At 58.2% G+C, this 21,901-nt stretch carries 14 protein-coding genes and 1 pseudogene; 12 read left to right on the forward strand and 3 right to left on the reverse strand.

All coding sequences use genetic code 11. The features are described from left to right. The first annotated feature begins 100 nt into the window (after positions 1–100). The 6 genes and pseudogenes from repA to NGR_RS29705 all read left to right on the forward strand — a co-directional run bounded on the left by repA (position 101) and on the right by NGR_RS29705 (position 6,505). Positions 101–1,324: a plasmid partitioning protein RepA gene (gene repA / locus NGR_RS29685; protein ID WP_010875046.1), complete on the forward strand. Its 1,224-nt coding sequence runs from the start codon at positions 101–103 to the stop codon at positions 1,322–1,324. 56 nt (positions 1,325–1,380) lie between these two features. Beyond that, positions 1,381–2,361, forward strand: coding sequence for a plasmid partitioning protein RepB (gene repB / locus NGR_RS29690; protein ID WP_010875047.1), 981 nt, complete (start codon positions 1,381–1,383; stop codon positions 2,359–2,361). Between the two features lie 154 nt (positions 2,362–2,515). Beyond that, positions 2,516–3,730, forward strand: a complete 1,215-nt coding sequence (gene repC, locus NGR_RS29695; RefSeq protein WP_010875048.1) for a plasmid replication protein RepC — start codon at positions 2,516–2,518, stop codon at positions 3,728–3,730. Between the two features lie 1,343 nt (positions 3,731–5,073). Further along, positions 5,074–5,330, forward strand: a pseudogene (locus NGR_RS33310) (hypothetical protein); the annotation flags it as partial. 641 nt (positions 5,331–5,971) lie between these two features. Beyond that, positions 5,972–6,283 carry an OST-HTH/LOTUS domain-containing protein gene (locus tag NGR_RS33700; protein WP_348774943.1) on the forward strand — a complete coding sequence of 104 codons (312 nt, stop codon included), beginning with the start codon at positions 5,972–5,974 and terminating at the stop codon, positions 6,281–6,283. Between the two features lie 15 nt (positions 6,284–6,298). Then, positions 6,299–6,505 (forward strand): cold-shock protein, encoded by a 207-nt coding sequence (locus NGR_RS29705; protein WP_034859522.1) that lies wholly within the window; start codon positions 6,299–6,301, stop codon positions 6,503–6,505. A gap of 148 nt (positions 6,506–6,653) precedes the next feature. On the opposite strand, the gene NGR_RS29710 is transcribed toward NGR_RS29705, so the two are convergent. Next, positions 6,654–7,571, reverse strand: a complete 918-nt coding sequence (locus NGR_RS29710) for a recombinase family protein (protein ID WP_010875050.1) — start codon at positions 7,569–7,571, stop codon at positions 6,654–6,656. Between the two features lie 522 nt (positions 7,572–8,093). Between NGR_RS29710 and NGR_RS29715 the strand changes: the two genes are divergently transcribed. The 6 genes from NGR_RS29715 (at position 8,094) to NGR_RS29740 (ending at position 18,356) form a co-directional block, all read left to right on the forward strand. Then, positions 8,094–9,245, forward strand: coding sequence for an RHE_PE00001 family protein (locus tag NGR_RS29715; protein WP_164924765.1), 1,152 nt, complete (start codon positions 8,094–8,096; stop codon positions 9,243–9,245). 208 nt (positions 9,246–9,453) lie between these two features. Continuing rightward, on the forward strand, positions 9,454–10,446 hold the full coding sequence (locus NGR_RS29720) for a restriction endonuclease (RefSeq protein WP_240545258.1): 993 nt from the start codon (positions 9,454–9,456) through the stop codon (positions 10,444–10,446). Positions 10,447–10,903: 457 nt separating this feature from the next. Then, positions 10,904–12,826 carry a toll/interleukin-1 receptor domain-containing protein gene (locus NGR_RS29725; protein ID WP_010875053.1) on the forward strand — a complete coding sequence of 641 codons (1,923 nt, stop codon included), beginning with the start codon at positions 10,904–10,906 and terminating at the stop codon, positions 12,824–12,826. Then, entirely contained in the window at positions 12,823–14,376 is a 1,554-nt protein-coding gene (locus NGR_RS29730; protein WP_010875054.1) for an argonaute/piwi family protein, read from the forward strand. The genes NGR_RS29725 and NGR_RS29730 overlap by 4 nt, the downstream gene beginning before the upstream one ends. A 33-nt stretch (positions 14,377–14,409) precedes the next feature. Continuing rightward, positions 14,410–14,706: a hypothetical protein gene (locus tag NGR_RS29735; RefSeq protein WP_010875055.1), complete on the forward strand. Its 297-nt coding sequence runs from the start codon at positions 14,410–14,412 to the stop codon at positions 14,704–14,706. A gap of 56 nt (positions 14,707–14,762) precedes the next feature. Beyond that, entirely contained in the window at positions 14,763–18,356 is a 3,594-nt protein-coding gene (locus NGR_RS29740) for an SIR2 family NAD-dependent protein deacylase (RefSeq protein WP_010875056.1), read from the forward strand. 109 nt (positions 18,357–18,465) lie between these two features. On the opposite strand, the gene NGR_RS29745 is transcribed toward NGR_RS29740, so the two are convergent. Next, positions 18,466–20,286: a hypothetical protein gene (locus NGR_RS29745; RefSeq protein WP_010875057.1), complete on the reverse strand. Its 1,821-nt coding sequence runs from the start codon at positions 20,284–20,286 to the stop codon at positions 18,466–18,468. A gap of 72 nt (positions 20,287–20,358) precedes the next feature. After that, a complete protein-coding gene (locus tag NGR_RS29750) occupies positions 20,359–21,801 on the reverse strand; it encodes a S8 family peptidase (RefSeq protein ID WP_164924704.1) in 1,443 nt (480 codons plus the stop codon). Positions 21,802–21,901 lie beyond the last annotated feature (100 nt).

Here is a 21,901-nt window from a genome sequence, read left to right on the forward strand (position 1 = left end):
TTGTTAACTCTATATTCCTTGTCAGTCGGCGAGAATCGCACATAATAACGATTATGTCGGTTCTCGGGCCGAAAAACCGTTATTCGAGAGTTCCCCTGCAATGAACGCTAATTCGCCGCCCATCGCTCCCGCACAGCCGATGCATTTCGAGGATCTCATCCTCGAACAGGGCGATCTGATTTCAAAGAAATTGCATCTTTTAAGCATGCAGCAGTTCCCACCGAATGCCAAGAAACTGCTTCGCCAGTTCTCGCTCTCTGAAGTGGCGCAGTTCCTCGGCGTCTCTCAAAGTACGCTGAAGAAACTTCATCTTGAGGGAAAAGGCCCCCTCCCCCAGACATCGTCGTCGGGTCGCCGTTCTTATAGTGCTGAGCAGATGGCGGAACTGCGTCAGTATCTCGATCAGCATGGACGATCGGAAGCCAGGAACTACGTGCCGCACCGTCGGTCGGGCGAAAAGCTCCAGGTCATTGCCGTTGTCAATTTCAAAGGCGGTTCGGGAAAGACGACGACGGCCGCCCATCTCGCGCAGTACATGGCGTTGACCGGGCACCGTGTCTTGGCGGTGGACCTCGACCCGCAGGCGTCACTTTCGTCGCTTCACGGTTTTCAGCCCGAACTCGACATGTCGCCGTCGCTCTATGAGGCGCTCAGATATGACGATCAACGCCGATCGATCAGTGAGATCATCCAGCCTACCAATTTCCCGGGCCTCGATATCGTGCCTGCGAACCTCGAACTTCAGGAGTACGAGTACGACACCCCGCTTGCGATGTCGAACAAGAGCTCGAACGATGGCAAGACCTTCTTCACGCGGATTTCGCGCGCGCTGTCGGAAGTCAACGACCGCTATGACGTTGTCGTCATCGACTGCCCTCCCCAGCTCGGCTATCTCACGATCACCGCGCTGACTGCGGCTACGAGCGTCCTGATCACGATCCATCCACAGATGCTCGACGTCATGTCGATGGGCCAGTTCCTTTTGATGCTGGGCGGGATCCTGAAGCCGATCCGGGATGTGGGTGCTGCGGTCAATCTCGAATGGTATCGCTATCTGATCACCCGGTACGAGCCAACGGATGGGCCGCAGGCGCAGATGGTGGGCTTCATGCAGACCTTGTTCCACCAGTTTGTGCTGAAGAACCAGATGCTGAAATCGACAGCGGTTTCAGACGCCGGAATCACCAAGCAGACCCTTTACGAAGTCGACAAGAGTCAGATGACGCGGTCCACCTATGAGCGCGCGATGGACTCCTTGAACGCAGTCAACGCCGAGATCGTCGAACTCGTCCATGCCTCTTGGGGGAGGAAGGTTGTCAGTTGAGAAGTGTAAACTTCCCCGGGACGGCCCGGTAGATCTCAGGCAAACGGAGCAGGCACATGGCGAGAAAGAACCTACTGGCGGGACTGGTAGACACAGCGGAAATCCCGCACGCAGACGTTGCGCCCGCCTACCCGATGCGCGGGGCTTCGAAGAGCATGGTGCGCTCGCTCGACGAGTTGTCGCGCCAGGCCGAGAAATTTCTCGAAGGAGAAACGGTCGTCGAACTCGACCCTGAGACACTCGATGGTTCGTTCGTCTCTGATCGCATGGGCGATAGTTCCGAGCAGTTCGAGGAATTGAAGCAGGCGATTGCCGAGCGCGGGCAGGATACGCCCATCCTTGTGCGCCCCCACCCGTCGGCAGCCGATCGTTACCAGATCGTCTTTGGACACCGCCGAGCCCGCGTTGCCCGCGAGCTCGGCCGCAAGGTTAAGGCGGTCGTCAAGGCGCTGGATGACCGCACGCACGTTATCGCCCAGGGACAGGAAAACTCGGCGCGCGCCAACCTCTCCTTCATTGAACGGGCGAACTTCGCCTCGCACCTCGAGAAGCTTGGCTATGACCGGACAATCATAGGATCGGCGCTTGCTGCCAATGCGGCCGCTATCTCGAAAATGATCGCCGTAATAGATCGTATTCCTGAAGAGACAATCGCAAGAATCGGGCCCTGCCCGGCGGTCGGCCGAGAACGCTGGGTCGAGTTGTCATTGCTTGTGGGTAAAACCGCCAACGAAGCGAAGGTGAAGGCAATCGTCTCTGATCCTTCCTTCAATGAACTGAGCACTGACGATCGCTTCAATTCCCTGTTTTCTGGTCTGAACAGCGCGGCGAAGCCTGTCCGGAAGACGACTCCAAAGATCCTGGAGAACTGGCAACCGGCGGACAAGACCGTCTCCGCTAAGTATTCGAACTCCGCCAAGGCGTTTGCCTTGTCTATGAAATCAAGGAATGCCGGCCCCTTTGGGCGGTATATTGCAGACAACCTGGACCGGCTCTATGCCGAGTTCCTGGAGCAGGGTAATCGGAAGGAAGACTGACGCAAAAGAAAAAGGCCCCCAGACGGTAACCATCGTGGAAGCCTCTCTCATCGTTTAGCAGCCTGAGAATCGCATTTCCACGAATCGCAGTCAAGAGTCTTTGGCACCGGAACGGGTGAGCGGACGTCTTTTGCCTGAGGATAGGTGAAAGAAGATGCAAGATGGAAGTGTGACGACGCCCTTCGGGCGGCGGTCGATGACGCTTGGCATGTTGGCAAGCCAATATATGTCGCGTGAACTCGAACCTGAAACATCGGCTGACAAGTGGAAGCTGTTTCGAGCGCTCTGCGAAGCTAAGCCGAAGCTCGGCATCAGCGAACGTGCGCTCTCTGTTATGAACGCACTTTTGAGCTTTTATCCCGAGACGACCTTGTCTGAGGAAAACGGCCTCATCGTGTTCCCCTCTAACATGCAGTTGTCGCTTCGTGCGCATGGCATGGCTGAAGCGACGTTGCGTCGCCACATCGCAGCGCTCGTCGACGCTGGCCTTCTGGCACGCCGGGATAGCCCAAATGGCAAACGCTACGCCCGCAAGGACGGAGACGGTTCGATCGATGAGGCCTATGGGTTTTCGTTGGCTCCGTTGCTGTCACGCGCACGCGAGATCGAGCAAATAGCTGCCTATGTCAAAATTGAGCGACTGCAATTGCGTAGACTTCGCGAGCGCCTGACGATCTGCCGGCGCGATATCGGTAAGCTGATTGAAGTCGCCATTGAGGAGGGAGTGGACGGTAATTGGGACGGAATTCACCAGCACTACCGCAGCCTAGTAGCGACCATTCCTCGAGTGGCAACGGCCGCGACCGTCGCCCCCATCCTCGAAGAGATGGAGATGTTGCGCGAGGAAATCTCCAACCTTCTGGAAATCAGGTTAAAAATCGAAAATTTGAGCGGCAATCCTGATCAAATTGAGCGGCACAAACAGAATTCACATCCCGAATCCACTAATGAATTTGAACCTAGCTCTCGAGAAGAGCAGGGCGAAAGGCCGAGCCCAGCCATCGAACCGCAACGCGAGCCGATGAAGGTGTTTCCGTTGGGGATGGTGTTGCGGGCTTGCCCAAGCATCTCAGATTATGGCCCCGGAGGCGTAGTTGCGAGCCCGCGTGACCTGATGCAGGCCGCAGTGGTCGTCCGCTCGATGCTCTGCGTCAGTCCGTCGGCCTACCAGGATGCCTGTGAGGTTATGGGGCCCGAGAACGCATCCGCTGTCATGGCCTGCATTCTGGAGCGGTCAGGGCACATCAAATCGCCCGGCGGATATCTCCGCGACCTAACGTCTCGGGCAAAGCGGGGCGAGTTTTCGCCGGGGCCAGTGTTGATGGCACTGCTGAGGGCGCGCGGCGGAAGTGATCGATTGGCCTCCTGACCGAAGAACCCGCTTAATCGGCGGGAACCAATCCCCTCAGCTCTTGGGCGACCGCTTGTTGTCGGCTGACAAAATCGGCAGATTGGGACGTTGAGTCAACCGATTAGGAGAAGTTATGACGCTTTCGTTTATGGTGTCTCAGTAGGGGGAGCAACTCCAATCGTCCACGTCGGTACGAGGACAGTGCAGGCAGGGACATTCGATGGCAATATGGACGACACCAAAGGCAGGGACAAGCCCGACCAGTCCGCAGCTCCCTCAGCATGGTGTCCGAGAAGTTGGCGGAGGCATTCGAGCATCAGACCAGAGATGTTTCTTGAGCGCCAGGACGATGCTGTGAAAGGCCAAATGCTACACCAGATCTTGATTTTTAGTTGGTTGCAAAGGCAGGGGAGACTATTGCTTCCTTAAAACAGACTGTAAAAAGTTGTCAGCTGACAAAAACGGAAATTTGCGCAAATTAATCAGAGCGTTAGTTCTAAACTGTCTTCGTTTGCTGTTGAAGGGAGGGGTTCGGTCGAACTTTCGAGGCGTTGATCGCCTGTTTGTAGGACGCGAGTCGTAAAGTTTAGCCAGTCCGTAGGTGACCGCGTTTCGTCATTCTGCCAGAATGACTGTCACACTTCCAACAGAGCATTAGTTATCGCTTGGCTAAGCGTATTTCATGCGGCTGGTAGCGCTCGCCGGTCGATATTTGCTTCATGTGGTAGATGCGGAACACCACCGCGCTGTTGGTTCCGGCCTTCCATGAGCCAGCGTTTCAAGGCGATCGCCGGCCGGCAGATCAAGAGCACATGTTCGTCATCATCGCTCGTCGTCGTTTTGGTGCGGTCGAGGCGGATTGAAACGCAGGGTGGGGCAGGGGAGGCTTCGTCGGTTGGCACGGACCTGTTCCTGGTCGGTGAGACATCAACGTGTGGCGCTCTGATTGACCGGCCGCGGTGGTCCTGGGACCTTCGTTCGCTATTCGATGTTCTACCGTATGTTCCTGCTCAATTAAAATCAGAGGCGGGAAGGGGTCCTGAGTTCGATTGACGCAGCGCGCTTACGCTTCGCCAATTTGGTACAGTCCGGCGGGTTGACGAGGGCCGTAACGAAGTTCGGGGGCAGCGATGGCAACGGTACTGTCGGCCTTCCATGAAGGCCTCACCACGGCGGAGATCGGGATGTGCAAGGAGGAAAATCCCTACCCACAACAGCGACTGGAACGCAGGCTAAGACGCTGCCACGAAGGCAGGCGAAGCAACGAAACTCGACGACGAACAGGGTCGTGCCCCTTGCCAGCGTGCCCCGAGCAGCCTCGGCGACGGGCTTTCCCGTACGTTCCCGCGCTCACACGATTAGATGCGCTCGAAGGCAGCTCCACTGCTTTCAAGAAGCGCGGCGGACCCTGAAGACCATTATGTTCGGCTTCTATGCCTGCGACGCTGTAGTCGATCCCCACACAACGTTGGGCGGTCCTCGGACTTCGGAATTCTCGTCCTCGTCAGCGACGGCAAGCTCGCTGAGCCGCAATACTCGAACAAGGCCTCCGACCGGTTGAAGTGGGACACGGTCATATCGACGCCGGTCGCAGCTGATCGCGCGCGGTGCGAGAAAGTTCGCGCGGCCAAGCTTCGACGAGCCGCTGTCCCGGTGTTCGGCCAAGTCGCGCAGGAACGTCAGGCTATGCGAGGGGAGGGCCGTGGTTCGTCAGGGTTAGTAGCAGAGTGGGATAAGCGCCCTCAACGGCACGGGGGCAGGAACGCCGCGTGTTTGTCCCAGTCGCGGGAGATTGCCACACGGCTAAGCTCAAGCAACCGTTGGGCTCTGCTGTGTTGCCTGTCGAAATGTTCCCTTGCCATTTTGAAGTCTCGGAGGAAGCGCTGTACTGGCTGATGGAGCGCGCCAACTTCCTGCTTCGGCAGTAGAAACCATCTTACCGCGAGCGTCTAGCGGTACTCGAACGGGCAGACTGATCTGTACGTGGGGCAGATCAGGTGGCGCGGGAGCATGATCCTCGAACGGGTTCCTCATTCAATCGAACACGTTCAGGGCGAGCGCATCGAGGTCGGCCGGGCCCGGCGTAACCGCGCCGGTGAGCGCGGGGATCACCGTTGCCTAGAGAAAGGCAGTCAGCGCGAGCATCGCCGTGTCGCGCGTCGGCATCGAGGGCGACTCAGGCACCTAGCCCACGACTCGCGACGACGAGTTCAGCCGCCAGAGCCAACCTTGCGGGGCTCTGCGGAAAGCGCGCCTCGGATGAGGCTCTGCGGCAAATGGAGGTCTCACCTGGCGCCGGACTTCGACCCGTGCACGCTTGGGTTCCGAAAACTCAGTGATCTTATCTGTACGACAAATCAGTTCGACGTGTGGCAAGCAGAGGATGCTCCCGTCAGCATCGCGGCTGAAACAAAGAGGCAAAAAGTAGCGTCTATGGCGACGAAGATCGCTTGCTTGGGCTGGGCAGTTGCGTCAACGTTCGGGCTGCTTTACCCGGAGCGGAGAAGCGTCTATCTGTGCGCGCGTATACGAAGCGAGCCTCGCCCGCCCTGTGGCGGGTACGGCAAATGATCGAAGGAAGGCATGATGGCGACCGGAACGGTAAAATGGTTCAACGCGACGAAGGGCTTTGGTTTTATTCAGCCGGACGACGGGAGCGCCGATGTCTTCGTCCACATTTCAGCGGTGGAGCGGGCTGGCCTGCGGGAGCTGAAGGATGGGCAGAAGATCAGTTACGAGCTGGTAAAGGATCGTAAGTCCGGCAAGATGTCGGCTGACAATTTGCAGGCCTAGGCGGCCCCTTCCTCACAACGCGAGCTTTCTGGAATAGCCCGGGGGTTGCTCGGTCTTTTTCCATTTGGAAGCATGCGGCGACCGGAAACAGTGCCGCACCCGTCTTTCGACGCCGCGTGAACACTCTTGAATTCATGAACCAAGCCTCTCAAGCGCGAACCAGCCCGATGCGACTCGCCTCGTCCAGTAGTGCTCGGACGGAAGACGGTTGCCATTTGCGGCCGCCACGTGGCGGTCGCTCCTGCATCTGGTCCAACTGGGCGGCAATGTCGCGCAGCGACAGATTGGGATCGGCGATGGCGATCCCGGCAACCAGCCGCATCAGATGATCCTCGGGCGGCCGGCGCAGCGATCGGGCAAGCAGTTCCGGTTCCGCGAGCTTTTCGCGCACTAGCCGGTGGACCGCCCGCCGCAACCGTTCGACGGTCCAGTCGTGCCCCCTGCGATTGAGGATCCGCACGACATTGTCCCAACTGTGTCGCGGGCGCAGTCGCCGGACTGTCGGCAGCCAGGTCTGCGCTGACACAATCAGTTCATCGAGGTAGGCCCGCTCGCGCGCCGCTGAGACCGCACGGATGGCTTCTGGCCGGCGTTCTCGAAGCCCGGGATTGCCGGCAAGCCGGCCGCGCGCCTTGGCGGCCTGCATACCGGACTTGGTCCGCTCCGCGATCAGCGCGCGCTCGAGCTGGGCGACGGCGCCGAGCACCTGCAGGGAAAACATTCCGTGCGGCGTCGAGGTATCGATCGGATCACGCAGCGAGCGGAAATGGACGCCGCGCTTCTCGAGGTCTTCGATGACGTCGAGCAGGTGGCTGACCGATCGGGCCAGACGGTCGAGGCGAACGACGACGAGGACATCGCCCATGGCAAGGTCTTTAAGAAGCTTCGCAAGCACCGGCCGCGCGCGTGATGCGCCGGATCCGTGCTCCTGGTGGATGCGGTGGCAACCAGCCGCCCGCAATTCGTCGACCTGAGCGTCGTTGAGCTGATCCTCGGTCGAAACACGGGCGTATCCGATCAGCCTTTGCTGCAGGGAAGGAGAATTGAGGTATGCAGCCGTTGCCATCGAATTTTTCGGTCGTTTCGGGGCGGTTTGTACAAATGAAACATGTGTGAGAAAAGGCTCCTTTGCAAGCGTGTTTTATGTTCAAAATGGAAGGCCGTACAGCGCGGAATCTGGTCTGCAACAGGTCTCGGACCGTCGAAGTTCGGGAAATCGCGCCAGCGGCCTTCTGTGGCCGAAATGCGATGAAATCCCCTGTTACGCATGGGATCGGGTACCACCGTTGCATTTCTGACAGGCCGGGATGATGAAATAGCCGGAGGACGGCTCCGCGGTCGGCCGCTCGGCAGAGGTCCAGTTCACTCGATCAGGGGAATGAGTTCGCTGAAAGAGGGTGAGGAAGGGGCTGAAAAGCCCGGGTTTCCAGGCGAATCCCCGATCTGGTACGACCGACGTAGGTGATTTGCAACGCCAAATCCATAACTATCGATACTGGAAACCTATCGATGGTTAGAAGCAACCCGAAAGCGTACGATGTGAGGAACAGTAATATTGCACTAGAGTTCCTTTAGAAAATTGTTTACCATAATTTCAATGGCTTATGATCTGGCGAAAATCAGCACGACAGCCCTGATGCGGCCGGCTTTCGAGGCCGGCATCGGTTTCACGCGTCTCGACGAGCGCATCGCCCGCTCACCGGTCGGAAGCGGGTGGATTGAGCGCATGCATTTCCTCGACGCCTGCGCCTCCCTCTGGATCGACGGCGAACTCGTCCATCTCGAAGACCTCGTCCTCCACGACGCTACCCGCGACATCCGCACCCCAACCCACGAACTGACAATCGCCCGCGACGTCTTGCGGACCCGCCGGCGCATCGCTGCGCAGTCGCCAGATTGGCCGTTATCGACAGAGGGTATCCGAACTTTGCGACAGACGTCGGACATCAACCCGGTCGGCGTCGAGGCGGTGGAGCCGGCCGACGTCATTCGGCCCGCGGTCGCTATCGATCCGGAAGGGGAGGGGGACGATGGTAACGACGCCAAAGATCTGCCCGGCGTCGATTATGCCGCCATCGATGCGGTGCTGGCACGTTCGGAGGCCGCGATCGAAGACGCAAGGCGACCCGGCCGTGCCGGCGCGAACAGCTGGGCTGCCGAGAAGGATCCACTGGTCTACGACCTCGATTGGGATGAGGACGCCCGGCTGGTGGAATGGCGCAGCGTGCTGCGCCAGGCTCAAGACTTGCCGGCGGTGCTGCAGGCGATCGTCGCCCTTGATGCCTGGAACGAACTGTCTGTCCTGCAGCACGCGCCCTGGCTCGGCCGGCTGCTTTGCGCCTCAATCCTGCGGGAAGCCGGCATCACCACCGGCGCCCATCTTGCCGCCATCAATCTCGGTCTGAAAACCATACCCGTCGATCGGCGCCGCCATCGCGGCCGGGAGACCCGGCTGCTTGCCATCGCCCACGGTTTGCTGGCGGCTGCTGAGATCGGCATGAAAGAACATGATCGGCTGACGCTGGCGAAAACGATGATGGACCGAAAGCTGGACGGACGGCGGACCTCGTCAAAACTGCCAGAGCTGGTCGAACTTGTGATGGCAAAACCGCTCGTTTCGGCCGGGATGGTGTCCAAGACGCTCGAGGTCACCCCACAGGCGGCGCGGCGGATCGTGACGGAGCTGGGGTTGAGAGAGATGACGGGGAGGGGGAGGTTTCGGGCGTGGGGGGTGATATAAGCCCACGCCCCTTTTTTCGGCGGTAGTGGGTCTACGAGATCCTGGTGCCAAGCGTGCATGTCCCACCTTTGCTGGGCGGAAGCGACATGTTGTTAAAATTGACACCAACACTTTCAAATTCGGCTTTCTCAACCCTCAAGTCAGGCTCTACGGGTATCACCAAATCCGTTTGGTAATTAGGTATGGGAATATTGGAAGGAGCACGCGGTTGGGGCGGTTGTTGGGAAAACTAAGTGCAGCGGAGTGCGATGCACTCGATCTCGAGCTCAATAAATTGCGGGCGAACGAGAGCCTCGATCCCCAAGAGTCGGAATTGGTCCTGGGCCGCGTGTTGGAGCCGCTTTTCGGGATCGAAGGCTACGAGGTTGAGCATACTGGCGGATTGAACGATCAGGGAATCGATTTCCGCGCCTCGCGTACGGCGGATGAGACCAGTTCTGCACCCGCCGAGACCATCGGAGTTCAGGCCAAGTTTTACAGGAAGACTGTTAGCCGCGTGGGGATGGCAGATCTGCAGAAGTTGATCGGCGCTGCATTGTTGCAGGATCTCACTCGCGTCGTGCTGGTGAGCAACGGCGAATTTCCGCGGGAGGCGCATGCCGCAGTGGAGAAAAGCTTGCCGCTTAGGATCGAATTGCTCGACATTGGCGGAATGCGTGCCTGGATCAGTCGCCTGCGCGAAGAGAAGGTCGATGTGGAGGCTGAGGTTCGGATCATGCTGCGGGATCTAAGCAGCGGGCTAGCGCGATTGATCGCGAAAAGTCCGGATGCCCTGGATCATCTCGAATGGCGCATGGTCGAGCAGGTCGTCGCAGAGGTGTTCGAAGGGTTGGGTTTTGCCGTGACGCTTACGCCGGGGTCGAAGGATGGTGGAAAGGATGTCATTCTGACGTGCACGGTGAGGGGTAAGCTCGCTGAGTATTACGTAGAGATCAAACATTGGCGTTCATCCACGAAGGTGGGATCGGCGGCCGTGGAAAAGCTCTTGAAGATCATCGTCGAAGAAAAGAAAGATGGTGGCCTCTTCCTGTCGACATACGGTTTCACGTCGAATGCGTTCGAACAGCTCACGACTATTGCCAAGCATAAGCTGAAATTTGGCGATCAGGAGAAGATCGTCACGTTTTGCCAAACCTACGTTAAGGCCAAGGCTGGCCTCTGGTCGCCGCCGGAGAACCTCACCGAGGTGCTTTTCGCGTGATAGGGTTGGCGGCACGCGGGACGGGGTAGCGTGCGGATAGAGGCGAGGAGATGATGCTCGGTACGAGCGGGCGAACGGCCTGCATGCGTTTATCTCGGCCTTTGATTGGGTCGAAGAGGATGGCTTGGTGCGCAGTAGCCGTTCTACGGAGCGGTATTCGCTTCGAGATTTTGTCACCGCCAAACCCAGCTACAGCGCGGCAGTCTCTGCTACCTTGGAACAGGTGGGGCCCTTACCTACCGATCCGTCCTCGTAGTTGAGAACCGAGCGGGCTTCCGGATTTCTCGAGTGCTGGGGTATTCGGTTTCACGAGGGGCTCAGCGGAGGGCGACTCTGGCGAAACGGGACTGCAGTCAGCGCTTTCACGCGATCAGAGTTGTTGGTAACCGCACTACAACTGAGAAGACATCTATTGATGCCTTGACGCCTAGTATTGTCGCGACCCATCATCCGACAAATGAAGTATGATTTCTCAACACTTTCTCCGGATGACTTCGAGAACCTGAGTCGCGATCTTGTGGGCGCCGAAACCGGAGTTCGATTCGAAGCGTTCACCGTTGGCGCAGATGACGGTATGGATGGACGCCACGCCAAAGCCGATGGTTCGATCATCCTCCAGGCCAAGCACTATCTCCGATCTGGCTTCTCGAAACTCAAGTCGAAGATGCGAGAAGAACGTGTTTCAATCGACGAACTGGCCCCGCAACGATACATTCTGACGACGTCCGTACCGCTTACCCCGGCAAACAAGGCAACGCTGACGGAAATCATTGGACCAAGCCTAGTCGGACCCGGCGACATATTTGGCGCGGACGACCTCAACGGCTTGCTCAGATCCTATCCTGAGATTGTGAAGGCTCATGAAGGGCTCTGGGCACACAGCACCCCAGTGCTCGAAGAGGTCGTCACCAACGCGGTGCGCAAGGCAATGGCGCCGGCGGAGGTTCCCAAAACGCTCGCTCGCCTGATGCCGCCACCCGGGGCAGCCGATGCTCCGATCGAGCCCGTAAAGCGCGATACGATCTTCATAATCAAGGCTTCACCCATCGACGACGAGTTCACGCTATGGCTTGCTCCAAAGCTTGAGGCCGAGGGCTACCAGGTCTTTGCCGACGTGCTCACCCTCATGCCTGGCGAACGTTGGCGAAGGGAGATAACCAGTGCGCTGCGCCATCGCGCGGTCAAGGTCCTGCTTCTCTGCCGTGATTCCAGTCTTGAGGATAGCAGCATCCAGGACGACCTCGACATTGCTCTAGAAACGGGAAAGGAACTCGGTGATCAGCGGTTTGTCATTCCGCTGCGCATGGAGACGTTTCGGAAGATCAAAGGTCTCGGTGACACTGTCGCGGTCGATTTCGTTCGAAATTGGGGAGAAGGCCTGCTCAAGCTCATCGATACCCTGCAACGGCAAAAAGTCCAGCGCAGCATCGACACGATGATAAACCCCAACTGGGAGATCTATCGCCGGCGCGGCGCCGTGCCGATCATCGAAGTTCCTGAGCGACTGACCTCAAACTGGCTTCGGGTCGCCGAGGCGCCAGATTTCATCCGATACTTCGAATGCTCTGGATCGATCAACAAAGGGCGCCTCCAGGGAGCGATCGACAGCTATGGACATCCTTGCGCATTGGTCGGGGGATCAGGTTTTCTGGCATTCGGTGGTGTGCCGGAAATCGAAATGGCATTCGAAGCCGTCGGCCGCTTCAAGCTGAAACATGAAATTCCGCTCGTGGAATTCACGGAGGGCGGCTTTCAGCGACTGCGAATTGACCGCCAGATTGCCTCCAACCTCGTTGTAGCGATGCTCAAGAAGGCCTGGTTCAACTACTGCAAACGCAACGGGTTCATCGAACACGGATATTCGAATGGCATCGGCTTCCACGCGTCACCAGAACAGGCGCCGACGGGCAAGCGAATTCCGTGGGGGAACCAGGCCGAGAAGAAGCGGTCATCGATGCTGCGCAATTCCGCTAAGGGCCATATCTGGCAATTCGGTGTGACTGCCATGCCAGCTTTCTGGCCGTTCTGGCACTTCAAGCTGAAGTCGAGGGTCCTGTTTGCGCAAGATAACGACACCCCAGCCGGCCTTGTTGTCGACGATCCCAAGAAGCTACACCGCTTGAGGCGATCGGTCTGTAAGGGCTGGCGCAACAAGCAGTGGTACGGGCGGCTTCTGGCGTTTCTAGAATTGCTTTCCGGAGAATCGGCTTTTGTTCGCCTCCCTCTTTCCGAGACGGAAACCTTCGTTATCGAGGCATCGCCGATGCTGTTTTCATCGCCGGTCAGTACCGTTCTTCCAAACGACCTAGATGACGAGGACGAGGAGCTGGATGACAGCACTCTCGGGCGGCCTGACAGTGATGAGGAGGGCGGCGAATGAAATTTCTGGAACGATCGCTTGAGGTCGATCATATCCATGAGCCGGAACTTGAGTTTGCCTTCGGTCAGAAGAGCGCGCACCCAAAGGACGGCCTCCACCTTTACGGACCCCATCTCAAGGGGAAAAAGGCGAAAGAAATCCGCGTCGGTGTCATCGGCACAAGTGAAGGCATCGGTCACTTCCGGACGTGGAGCCGCGAGCTACAATCCATTGTCAAGGTGCCCCCGCCCGGGAAGGGAGAAAAGGCGAACCGGCTGCACCTCGCGAACTTCCCGGGATTGGAAGAGACCTTTGGAATTTCCTACGACCCAGACGAGCTCAGCGCATTATCGATCCCGCTCGCGGATATCGATCGCGCGACGCGGGTGACAAACCAGCACGAAGCAGTGGACAAGGTCGCGAAGCTCTATATCGAGCGTGTAAACAAACATCTCCACAACGAGGAGCGCGCGGTAGACATCTGGGTGCTGGTGCTTCCTGAGATCGTCTATGAAAGGTGCCGACCAAATTCTAAGCGCACTGGTCTGCCAACGGAGAAAGGGGATTTCGCCAAGAAGCAGAAGAAGCGCGAAAGCCTGCCGCTCTTGGCAGGTATTATCGATCAAAGTGGTGAGACCATTTTTGACGACGTTCCGGATTTTCATCGGCGCATCAAAGCCGATTTCTTGAACATCGCGCCGACGCAGCTCATTCGAGAAACCACGCTTGCGCCAGGCGCGTTTCTCAATACGGCAGGTTACCCGACCCGCAAGACGCAGGATCGTGCCACGGTTGCCTGGAATCTCGGCACTGGTCTGTACTATAAGACACAGCCGCGCCCACCGTGGCGGTTATCGACGATCCGGCCTGGCGTTTGCTACCTCGGCATGGTCTACAAGAGCCTGCCCAATGATCCCGATGGCCACGCGTGCTGCGCGGCGCAAATGTTTCTGAACGAGGGCGACGGTGTCGTTTTCCGTGGTGCAAACGGCCCCTGGAAGACCGGGGACTACGACTATCATTTGAAGGCTCCCGCAGCCAAAGACCTCCTGAAGCTCGTTCTTGATAGCTATGTCGATACCCACGGCGAGGCGCCTAAGGAGCTCTTCATCCATGGTCAGACCTACTTCAACGATGAGGAATGGGCCGCGTTTGCCGATGCGGCGCCGAAGGGGACAAATGTCGTTGGCGTGCGGATTCGCCCAACCGGTGGCGAAATGAAGCTCTTCCGCGATGGAGACTATCCTGTGTTGCGCGGCACAGCCTTGATCCTCGATGCGCAGACAGCCTACATTTGGACGACCGGATACGTTCCGCAGCTTGATACCTATATCGGCCCGGAAACCCCAAATCCGCTACATGTCACCGTGACGCGGAGCAAGGATGCCAAGCCCGAGATTCGTGACGTGCTGTCCGACATCATGGGCCTGACCAAGATCAACTACAATTCTTGCAACTTCAACGATGGCCTTCCGGTCACCGTGCGGTTCGCTCGAATGGTCGGCGATGTCCTGACGATGGGATCGGCGATCAAAGGCGAGAAGAAACAGCCGTTTAAGTTCTACATATAGGCCCAGTGGATCCCGAAGCTGCGAGACTGCAAAATGATAGTCACCTTATTAAACGCGCTCTCAGCAATGGCAGCGTTCACCGCTGCTGGATTATGGTGGCGGTCAACGGTAATTGCCGTACCATTCGATCACGAGATCCCGGAAGACGGATGGAGACCCGCGGCTATCCTAGCCTCCGGCCCAAAGGGCGATATTGATGTCTTCAAGACGCAGAACGCCGCCAATGCGCTGAACAATCGAGCCGCAAAAGCCGCCGCTCTCGCGGCCGCTTGTCAGGGAACCGCAATCGCGCTTCCAATTCTCCAAGACATGTTTCATGCATTGGTTTAGCGTCGGCGCATGCGACGCAGCGCAGTATTCAACTTGGAAGAGCTTGTCAGAGTGCCATGAGACTTCATCACCTCGGTCCTGATTTCCCGGAAGCGCTCGTCGACGAACTGCTCGAAGGGAATGTCGTATTTCTCTGCGGTGCAGGGGTCAGCGCGCCGCAACTGCCAAATTTTCGCGACCTCGTGCTCAACGTCTATAATCGATTGGGGGAAGAGCGCACGCCTGCCGAAGACCATGCTTTCCAGGCGTCTCGCTATGAAGAAGTTTTGGGTGCCCTGTCACGGCGCCTTGTACGATCAGAGGATGTTATAGACGCTGCGGCCGCAGAACTGCAGGTTCCCGCAAATCCTGATACCGCGCATCACGACGTCATCCTGCGGCTATCACGTGATCAGGTTGGAAGGCCGATTATCGTCACCACGAACTTTGACACGCTGTTCGAGCGCTCACTCATGGTTTCGCATTCGGCAGCTTTCGCGACGCAGGAGAGCGCGGCAGGACAGGATATACCCGCTCCAGGGAGCGCGAGGTTCACGGGAGTTGTCCACACCCACGGCCGGCTGACCGACGATGAGCTCAATCTTTCCCAAACAGAACTGGTACTGACCAGCGCTCAGTATGGGGAGGCATATCTGCGAGCCGGCTGGGCCGCTCGCTTCCTTTTCGACCTCATGCGTTGTCGCACCTTGGTTTTGGTGGGCTATACTGCGAACGATGCTCCGGTGCGCTACATCCTGAACGTTCTGGAAGGTGACAGGGAGCGTTTTACCGATCTCAGGCGCGTATATGCGCTCAGCTCATCAAATGGCGACCCCCAAGCCGCGGCCGCCCCGTGGCAGGCTCTGGCGGTGGAGCCGCTCCTATTCGATCCAGAAGGCGGCAATCCATACGGGCCACTATGGTCAAGTCTTGAAGGCCTGGCCAACCTCGTGGAGAATCCAGATGTTCGTCGTCGCGAGATGATCGCCGCCATCGTCTCGGGCCCGGTATCCGAAACTACAGACCACGATATTCGCACCCTCAAATGGGCGCTGGGCGCGAGGGCCGACCTTTTCGAGCACTTCATTACGCGATGCGAAGATGCTGCATGGTTCGACACACTTGCCGTGGTGATCCGAGCTTTCGGCGAACGCGCGCGAGCCTGGATGCTTGCCCGATGGTTCGCAAGAGGATGGGATGACAAGGTCAGATACCTAACCGCCATTAAACATCTGGGGAGGGGATCACAGGAGTTCTCCGATGCCGTGTTTCGCGAACTCGATCAGAACCGTCCGCAGGATGCGATATGGGAGAAAGCCTGGCGCTTGCTCGCCGAAGCGGCCGCGGCGGCATCACACGACAGTTTGCGAGACTATCAGCTGCGTCACCGGCTGAACCGAGGGCCGGTCGTGGAGTCCGACCTCGGACACTTGGTCAATGCCATCGGACCGCGCCTGACAATCGAGGCGCCGTTTCGCGATGAGGATCCTTCTGAGCACCCAAACCAGCTCTCGGATATTGCTCGTTTTTCGATGGAGAGCGAGCATCAGGAGTTCTTGCGGGATGTTTTGGCGTCCCCCGCCGGCAACGCGGAAAACATCCTGCGGCTGCTCGAGCGGGGTTCGCAGCGACTTTCTTGCCAGCTCCGGACTGCGCGCGATGCTGAACTGATCGGGCAGGTACGCGATGTTACAGATTTCGGTGTACCGTCCGTTGTTAATCATCAGCAAAATCAGCATCGCCGCGGGTTTGTTCCGCTCACCGTATTTATCACATCCGCGTTGCCCATGGCCGCTCAAGCCAATTTGGAGGGGACGAAAAGGGTGGTCGGCGGATGGCGGGCGGAGCCGTTCAACCTGACCACCCGGCTTTGGATGCACGCACTTACACATCAAGCTCTTTTCACCGCCGACGAGGCTATTGAGGCGCTGGCAACCAGCAACGAGGCGGCCTTCTGGTCCTTCGCGCTGGAGTTCGTCGCCATTGTTCGCGCTCGCATTGCTCAGGCAAGCGGAGAGGCGGTCGAACGTCTAGTTCGGCGCCTCCTTGTCGAGGGTCCACAAAGATATGCCGACCGGGAACAGAACGCTGACGGTATCGACTGGCAGGACCGTGCACGTGACCGCGATATTTGGGTTCGATTGACCGCGATCAGTGAGCACGTAGTTCTCCCGCAGGAGGCCGAAACCCTGCTACACGAAATTCGTGAGCGGCGCACATACCTGTCGCGTGAAATCGATGAGCGGGATCTTTTCCGCACTTGGAGCTCCGGAGTCAGGGCCGTCCGCGGGCGCACCGCGCAAATTGTGTCGGCTCAACCAAGCGAACGCCTCACGATCGCCGATCGGCTCGAGGAAAGCAGCGACATCGAAGATCGAGAGGGCTGGGTGGAATATTGTCGAGAGGATCCGGTCGGAGCCTATGCTGCGCTGCGTTCTCATCCCCTTGAAATCGGCGTAGTTGCACGTTGGGCGACGTGGCTAGAGATCATTCCCAGTCGTGCGAATATGACAAGCCCAGAGTGGCTGCGTGTCATTCAAGAAGCGGTCGAGCTTCTCGGAGAGGCAGATGACGAGATCGTCATCGCTCTTGTCGGTCCCCTGGCTCGCATAGCAGAACACTCACGGCAGCTTCAACTCGCTCTTCCCGCGAACTGGTGGGATCGGCTGTGGCAAGCTGCTGAGGGCGAGCCCGACGTTGATTGGGGGGATGATGTCGAGACCTATGACCGGGTCATCAACTCGACTGGTGGATCACTTGCGGAAGCACTGCTTCAAGCTATCAGCTCTCAAAGGGAAAATGGAGACGACGTGAACGCCGCGGACTTTCAACGATTGCAGCGGATGATCGTGTCCATGACCTATTCCGGCGAAATGGCACGTGCAGCGTGCGTCCGGTACCTGTCATTCGTTTTCAGCGTTTCGAACGAAATTGCTCTCGACCACTTGAGACCCTTCATCGCTGCGGACAATGATGAGGGGAGGCGACTACGCGGGGTCTTGGTCGAATACAACAGCTTCGTTGCGGATACTGAAATCAGCTTTGCCGATCTCATTCTACAGGGAGTTCGGGAGAGCCGGCAAAAAGATGTCTCGGCCGCCAATGCAGCCTCGCATCTCGTCCGAGCGGTGGTTGCGTCTTTTGACGAACCGAATGTGGTCAGGGGTATCTCGCCGCAGCAGGCGCGGCAGACGCTTCGGGAGGCTGCCGCGGACATACGCGTCGGTGCCTTGAAAATTATGACAAACTGGCTTGAGGAAAATCCGGACGACGAGCGAGCGGCCGCCTGGACTGACCTATATGGCCCAACATTCCAGGCGATCTGGCCGCGCGACCGCAGCTATCTTTCAAATGACGTGAGCAAGGAAGTATTTTCGTTAGCAACGGCGGCCGGCACTGCGTTTGAAGCTGCGGTCGAAGCCCTTCTACCATATGTCTCGACATTCGAGGATGACTGGCTCAGCCTTCACGATCTCGAACGTAACAATGCCGAGCTCGCCACGCGCTTCCCGGTCGCCGCCCTCAGGCTGGTGTGGGCCGCATGCGGGCCGCCGTGCAAGGGCCGCACATCGGATATCGCCGCCATTTTGGATGCTGTCGCTGCGGCTAACCCGGCTCTGGCCGTTGATCGCAGGATGCATAAGCTGCGGCTTTTAGCAGTCAGTCATTGAGCCATCTTTCGGCTCCCGACGGGAAGAATTCAAACATTGCCCCCGGCATTTCTGCCGGGGGCAATGCTGTGATGGGTAGTCTAATCGGTTGGCGGCGAGCCTCGGCCGATCACGTCGACTCAGGCCTGCTGACAGTCACCCGGAAAAAGCTACCTGCGGCAAATTCCTCACTTGCCGATCTTAATGCGCTCAAATCGTTAAGCCCATCCCGATCCGTCAAAACGATCACTTCGTCATAAGTCCCAAGCAGCTCAGTAACCGGAGCTTCCAACGCGTTTATGTCGCCTTGGATGCTACGCAGCCGCTCGATCGCCTGCTCGACCGAAATTGCGGTGTGGACACGTCGATCGATGGGAAAGATTTCAGAGGCGTGCGGCGCCACCGCAATCGCGGCCAGCGCGGAGCTGAATCGAGGATCGCTCAGGACTGGAGCCATGGAACGCGAGACATCGACCGCGACAGCACTTTTCGCCCGGGTTGTCCCTCCGATCTCGGGCGCCGCCCGCACTGGCCATCCAATCACCTTTCGAACCAAGTCTCGAAATTCCTCCCTGGCTGTCCGGTTGAGGGCAGTCAGGTGCTCGACGGTGGCGCAACGAGCCTTCGCGCTGAGCGGGATGCAGTCCAGAATGTCGCCGATCGGACCGTAGTTGACCAGAACGATCGGCGCATTCGGATGAGCAGCCGCATAGTCGGTCATGACTTCCGAAAACGACTTCTTCGCGGTGCGTTTATAGTGCTTCACCTCGACCACCAGAGCGCAGCGCTCGGCCCCCGGATCGCGTGCCCAAAGTCCGAAATCTGGCTGGACATTGGCGGTTCGACCAGCGCCGACTGGATTTGCAATTGGAGAGCGACGCTCCGTTATCATATCGATTGGTGGCCGTGCCGACGTGACAGTGGCAAGTCGAGACTCCCGGAACTCGAAGGCGATCCTACCTTGGTCGTGATATATCTCCAGGTCGTGCTCATTCGCGGCCGCAGCTAATTCTGTGAATACCCAGACCGCATAGATCTCGTGGCGCTTCTGCCAAACCGGCAATGACAAAAACCGGTCGAGATCGTTCAAGGAGACTCTCGCTTTCAGCTTGCGAGTTGGCAGACCCTCGAACGCATTTTGGAGAACGCGGGCGATTCTGCTTCTGCTTTCAGGGGCGATCCCCTTTGCCAGCGCCAGGCCTGCGACAGCTGTCCCCAGCCAGTTGTCCGTATCGAGGAAGGCAAGTTGGTTGACTGAAAAAGCATCACTGCCCTTCAACGTTCGCCAATCGAATTGCGACCGCAACACAGCTCGGTTCTGACTAAACGCCACCAATCCCTCATGAACTGTGGCGACCAGTGCGGCCAATTCTCGGAAACCTGCGTCCTGTTGTTCTGATAGCACCGATAGTGGGAGGGGGTTGATTTGGCCCGATCGGTAGTCGACGAGCCACCGATCGACGTCGGCAATTCCGAGCTCGGCAGGTTCTCGCGCCGCCTTATTGGCGACGTTTCCTAGTTGCGGATACGCTTCCCAGGCAAGCCAAACAATGCCAAAGTCTTCATGTCCCAATGCCGGAACATCGATTTCACCGGGAACGCCGTCCCACATCCGCACGAAATCTTCAAAGTCAGACAGCTCGAAGTGCTTTTCGCTAATCCCAATCCGCCATTGGTCCCGCCCGTATTTTGCGCCGGCTGTTGTGAAAAACCGTAGGATTTCACGGTACATTTCTGAGAAAGGCTGGAGGGCACGAAAGAACACCTGGATTAGCTGATCTGTCGTCGCTTTCGCGAGCGCGTCCCCGAGATCAGTTCCCGTCGGGTCCAGCATCTTGCAGATCGCCCCGGCGAACTCTTTGTCGCGGCCATCAATGTCGAGGGCTCCGCCTTTGACCAGCTGCGACCATGCGTCAGCGGCAGAGCGGTTAATTTGTATAGATTGAGACATTTGACGTTCCATACTCCGTTGGGCATGACTGGTGAGAGGGCCGCATAGGAGTCTACTGGTTCAGATGTTCTGTTATGCCCGAACGCGCTGACGCAGGCGTTCGTATAACCGGACTTCAGCCTTCTGAAGCAGCTCTACGACAACCGCAAACGGTTGCCGATCCACATGGGTCGCCCAACCACTCTCGCAGCGCACGACGAGGTAGTAGCTGTCGCCGTATTGCTCGATTCCGCGCTTGAACGTGATGCTGGCGCGTTGCACTGAGCTCTTCTCTCTTACCTTCGGTCCAGGCTCGAGTTTGCAGTTAAAGCGGTTCTCCATTTCGGGGAAGGGGCCTTCAACCTCCGCTCTCTTGCGATAGTGCTCGAAGATGAAATTAGGCTCGCACCCGCGCACCAGCCGAAAGCTCATCCCGACGCCAGCATAGTCGTTCCGGGTATGGCGGACGGGAGGGTCATAGGCGAGCGTTACGCGAATTGTGCGCTCGGTGTTTCCTTCCTGAAAGACCTCAGGGATTGGGATGCGATAGACAGCGAAATGATCGAGCGGAAGCTCGTCTTCCGTATACAATGTCACACGGGCATCATCAGAAAAACCGGCGCGCTCAAGGTCGATGAGACCGTGGCCGCAAACCGAACGCACCGCCTCGCTTCCCAGTATCTGAAGGCGCTCGCTTGCCTGCTGCGGGACCTCTGCAGAATTGATCAAAAGTGCACGAACCAAGTTCGCTGAAGCGCCAGGAAAGCGAGCGAGAATTTGACCGGCGCTGAACCCGACGCGTGGCGCCGAGTAGGATGTGCCGGACCCAGCCGTGAAAAGACGGTTGAGATAGTTGTGGTTGAGGGTGAGAACCCCAGCGCTCGGCCGATCCTCGCCGCCTCGAAGGCGGGCGACGACAGGGTCGAAGATCAACGTGCCACCAACGTCGACAAGATCGGGTTTGGTGCCACCACCGAGACCTGGCCCCACGCGCGAAAACGGAGAAGGTTCGTTCGCGCGGGTTATCGGGCGGACCCGCACATCGCCCGCCATATCGGCGTCGAGACCGTCTCCCTGCGCAATCGAACCGACCGTGATTACATTCATGGCGCCGGCAGGCTCAAGCAGGCGATTATTTGCCTCGAGGAGGTAGTCCGGATACTCGGTGACGCCTTGCTCCACGCGGCTACCGGCGCGTGGCCCGCGGTTTCCAGCGGACACGATAATGACAACATTGCGCTCTCGCGCGAGTTCGTCGAGCGTCGCGGCCCAAGTCCCGACCTTGCCACCGTCGAAAACGCGCTTCTTGTCGCCGAGCGAGATGACAAAAATCCTGCAACCGAATTCTTCGTTAAGCCGAGTGATTGCTTCGCGCATTTGTGAAGGCACGAGGCGCCGGTCGTCAAAGCCGCCTGTATCGTTTGTGACCTTGGCCGCACAGATCCTGGAACCTCGACGTAGTTCTCCAGTCGCCAATTGTGCCCGCAGATCGCCGAAGGCGGCAATGCCGGCAACGCGTGTTCCATGCCCCCACAAATCGGCCGTGCCTAGATCTTGGGGAACGGCGATGCTGCCGGCAATTGCGCGCTTCGCAAAAACTGGACATTGATTCCGCTAAATCCCGGACAGCAATTTC

The sequence above is a fragment of the Sinorhizobium fredii NGR234 genome, assembly GCF_000018545.1.
Lineage (GTDB): Bacteria > Pseudomonadota > Alphaproteobacteria > Rhizobiales > Rhizobiaceae > Sinorhizobium > Sinorhizobium fredii_A.

Excerpts from the sequence above, each read along its gene's own strand:
- repA (WP_010875046.1), top strand. The coding sequence starts at position 101 with ATGAACGCTAATTCGCCGCCCATCGCTCCCGCACAGCCGATGCATTTC.
- repB (WP_010875047.1), top strand. The coding sequence starts at position 1,381 with ATGGCGAGAAAGAACCTACTGGCGGGACTGGTAGACACAGCGGAAATC.
- repC (WP_010875048.1), top strand. The coding sequence starts at position 2,516 with ATGCAAGATGGAAGTGTGACGACGCCCTTCGGGCGGCGGTCGATGACG.
- NGR_RS33700 (WP_348774943.1), top strand. The coding sequence starts at position 5,972 with ATGAGGCTCTGCGGCAAATGGAGGTCTCACCTGGCGCCGGACTTCGAC.
- NGR_RS29705 (WP_034859522.1), top strand. The coding sequence starts at position 6,299 with ATGGCGACCGGAACGGTAAAATGGTTCAACGCGACGAAGGGCTTTGGT.
- NGR_RS29710 (WP_010875050.1), bottom strand. The coding sequence starts at position 7,571 with ATGGCAACGGCTGCATACCTCAATTCTCCTTCCCTGCAGCAAAGGCTG.
- NGR_RS29725 (WP_010875053.1), top strand. The coding sequence starts at position 10,904 with ATGAAGTATGATTTCTCAACACTTTCTCCGGATGACTTCGAGAACCTG.
- NGR_RS29730 (WP_010875054.1), top strand. The coding sequence starts at position 12,823 with ATGAAATTTCTGGAACGATCGCTTGAGGTCGATCATATCCATGAGCCG.
- NGR_RS29735 (WP_010875055.1), top strand. The coding sequence starts at position 14,410 with ATGATAGTCACCTTATTAAACGCGCTCTCAGCAATGGCAGCGTTCACC.
- NGR_RS29740 (WP_010875056.1), top strand. The coding sequence starts at position 14,763 with ATGAGACTTCATCACCTCGGTCCTGATTTCCCGGAAGCGCTCGTCGAC.
- NGR_RS29745 (WP_010875057.1), bottom strand. The coding sequence starts at position 20,286 with ATGTCTCAATCTATACAAATTAACCGCTCTGCCGCTGACGCATGGTCG.